This is a genomic window from Bradyrhizobium sp. (assembly GCF_049586575.1).
In the GTDB taxonomy this organism is placed as follows: domain Bacteria; phylum Pseudomonadota; class Alphaproteobacteria; order Rhizobiales; family Xanthobacteraceae; genus Bradyrhizobium.
In genome coordinates this window covers 1-3103 of record NZ_JBAVCF010000383.1, presented here as the reverse complement: position 1 = coordinate 3103, position 3103 = coordinate 1, and the positions used below count along the sequence as shown (strand labels likewise).

General features: G+C 56.9%; 2 protein-coding genes and 1 tRNA gene. 1 reads left to right on the top strand and 2 read right to left on the bottom strand.

Annotated elements, in window-relative coordinates:
- Window positions 1–426 precede the first annotated feature (426 nt).
- The gene (locus WB528_RS15200; protein ID WP_423889236.1) at window positions 427–2043 is read left to right on the top strand and encodes a DUF4070 domain-containing protein; all 1617 of its coding nucleotides are present in this window, start codon (window positions 427–429) and stop codon (window positions 2041–2043) included.
- 197 nt (window positions 2044–2240) lie between these two features.
- Here WB528_RS15200 and WB528_RS15195 read toward each other — a convergent pair whose 3' ends face one another.
- Entirely contained in the window at window positions 2241–2501 is a 261-nt protein-coding gene (locus WB528_RS15195; protein WP_423889237.1) for a DNA cytosine methyltransferase, read from the bottom strand.
- 489 nt (window positions 2502–2990) lie between these two features.
- Window positions 2991–3080 (bottom strand) — tRNA-Arg (locus WB528_RS15190).
- Between the last annotated feature and the right edge of the window lie 23 nt (window positions 3081–3103).

The following is a 3103-nucleotide window of genomic DNA, read 5'->3' as shown; positions in this document are numbered from 1 at the left end:
CCATGCTGCGCTTCTCCTTCTGATGCTTGAGGCCGTTCACACGGACCTCGTTGAACCATCAGCCTGAAGCGCAGCACCCAAAAACTTCAGCTATCCACAAGCTGCAGGCCGATTACCCCATCTCTTGTGATTAGCGGACTATGAGCCGACACGCCTAAAACGACACTGATGACCCGTCACGTCACTTCCACTCCATCAATTGACGCAACGCGGAAGAATCATTCCCCGCTTGAAGCGCGACGCCCTTGGGCGCAGACTGCCGACGGCGGTGCAAGAGGCGTCGAAACGATCGCAACCGCAGCAAGGCCGGACGGGAACTCGTCGATCTCAAATTCGCCGAGTAGGCTTGCGGCGTCATCATCGGTCTATGGCTAGACCTACGGAGCATTTCCACCTACGCTCCGGCGTTGGCGAGGGGACGCGCAAGTGGACCGTGTATCGAGTGCAAAGGCCTGCAACGCCCTCTTAATCTATCCGCGGTTCGAGGCGGAAACGTTTTGGAGCTTCAGGCGCACGTCCGAAGTTTTCGGTGCCAAACATCCAGCATCGCCGCTTGGCTTGATTACGGTCGCGGCTCTGCTGCCTCAGGCGTGGTCGATTCGCTTGCTCAACCGAAACACCGAGGAGTTAACCGACGACGACCTTGACTGGGCCGACGTGATCTTTACTGGCGGTATGCTTCCGCAAGGGGGCGACATTTTCGACATTGTTGATCTCTGCCGCGCGCGCGGGAAGCCCGTCGTTGTTGGCGGTCCGGGGGTCACGTCATCACCGTGGTTTTATCGGAACGCGAATATTCAGATCCTCGGTGAAGCCGAAGGAGTTATCGATAAATTTGTGGAGGCCTGGGAATCGGGCGAACGTCAAGGGGTCTTCGAGGCGGAGAAATTTCAGGTCGACGTGACCAAGTCGCCAATCCCCCGCTTCGATCTCCTGAAATTCGACGATTACCTCCACATCGGTGTGCAGTTCTCTCGCGGCTGCCCCTTCACCTGCGAGTTCTGCGACATCATCGAACTCTACGGACGCGTGCCGCGCGCCAAGACTAACGCCCAGATGCTCGCGGAACTTGACGAGCTTTACCGCCTTGGTTATCGCGGCCACGTCGATTTCGTCGACGACAACCTCATCGGCAACAAAAAAGCCGTCAAGGCGTTCCTTCCGGAGCTTGCCAAGTGGCTCGAGGCCCACGACTACCCATTTGAGTTCACCACGGAAGCCTCGCTCAATCTCGCTGACGATGCCGAGCTCCTGGTGTTGTTGAATCGAGCGAATTTCGTTGGCGTTTTTGTCGGAATCGAGAGTCCTGACCCCGCTACACTGATTGCGATGCGAAAGAAACAAAACACACGGCGAAGCATCGCGCAGAGCATCCACAAGATTTACGCCGCCGGTATTTTTGTGCACGCTGGCTTCATCGTCGGCTTTGACAGTGAGAAGGAGTCAATGGCGGAAGCGATGGTGGATTTGATCGAGGAGGCAGCGATTCCAGTTTGCATGGTCGGCCTGCTTTATGCTTTGCCGAACACGCAGCTCGCGCGTCGACTAGAACGGGAGGCTCGCCTGCATCCGCCTGTGCAACGTGAAGACGTGAAGAGCGCAGACCAGTGCACTATGGGGCTCAATTTCGACACGCTGCGGCCGCGCCAGGAAATTCTGGCCGACTACGTGCACATTCTAAAGCGCATTTATGATCCGGCGGCCTTTGCCGGGCGCCTCAAACGTCTTTCCCCGCTGCTCCACAATTCCAGTCGCAAGCAATCGACACGAAAGCAGGAATTGCGGCGCGGGCTTAGCCGTCTCGAAATGTTGCGGCGAATTATGGCAAACCTGCCCGAGCCGCGTGACCTCTTTCATCGCACACTGGCCGAGTGCTTCGCGAGCAATCCAGAGGCGACGAGCCGAATCGTATTGTTAATGGCGCTATACCTGGACGTTGGCTCATTCTCGCGCAACGTCATCGCTCGTAGTGAGAGCATGATCGCCGCACTCGACGCGGCGAATGAACCACCGACGCACAGAGAGTTGGCAACGGTGATATGAACGGCCAACTGCTTAAGGCGAACGGCAGCAGTTGCATGCTGTACCGTTCGGGATCTGTCCTGTAAGCGGAAGCTAACTCTTGATGTCTGCTACGGCGTAGGCGTCTATTCGGCGAATATCGGGACGCGGATACGGCAGATTCCGCCTCAAAGCACGGTGCTTGGTGGTTGAGCGCGAAAACATCGAGCCATAGCGGGTTAACGGAATTGCTGCGGCGCCAAATCGACGCGCATCGCACCTTGCTGCACTCGCCGCGTCGCGGCACGATGAAGGTTATTTCGGTATGTTTGGCAGGCATATTGATCCCATTCGACGGCCGCGGCGACTGTGATCCCTGCCAAGTAGGCGCCCAGCGAAAATCCGCCAGCGCCGGCGAACAGATCGCAAGCAAGAACTTGCGTCTTCTCGGCGTTCCCCTGCCTCTTCGGCTTTCGTTTTATCTTATTTACTGTCCCCACAGCACACCCGCTTCTCACTTTGTCTTTCTTCGATCCTGCAATTCCTCGTCTGGGACCCGAATTCCGTTTTTGGCAAGCGCCTTCAGAACGATGACGCGCAAGGTATCGCCGGTTTCGGCGGACCTCATTCTGAGACTCTTTTTGGTCACGGGCGGGATTGCGATCTGAAGGGTTTCCTCTGCATCAGTTTTTTTTATAGGTCGCATATGCGGCTCCGCAGATCATGAAACCATGATAACAGGATCATAGGCTGCCGGAAAGGACGGATAGCGCTAACGCAGCGGGGGACACCGCCTCTAAACTTTCCTTATGGTGTAGAATTAGTGGAAGGCTTGGCCGTTGTCGCCAAGTCGGGGCATCGCGTCAACGCGATAGGCATTGCAGCCCGCAAGGGCCAGTTGCTTGGGTGGACGAAACCGCTTCGCCGCTCAGCAGGCGCTGGACAAGCCGTGTGAATGCCGTGTGAATCACATGGGAAATGCACGAAACTGGCGCGCCCGAAGAGATTCGAACTCCTGACCCCCAGATTCGTAGTCTGGTGCTCACTTATAACATTACACCTCCCGATAGCGCCGCCGCCGCAACACACGAGGCAGCGTGAT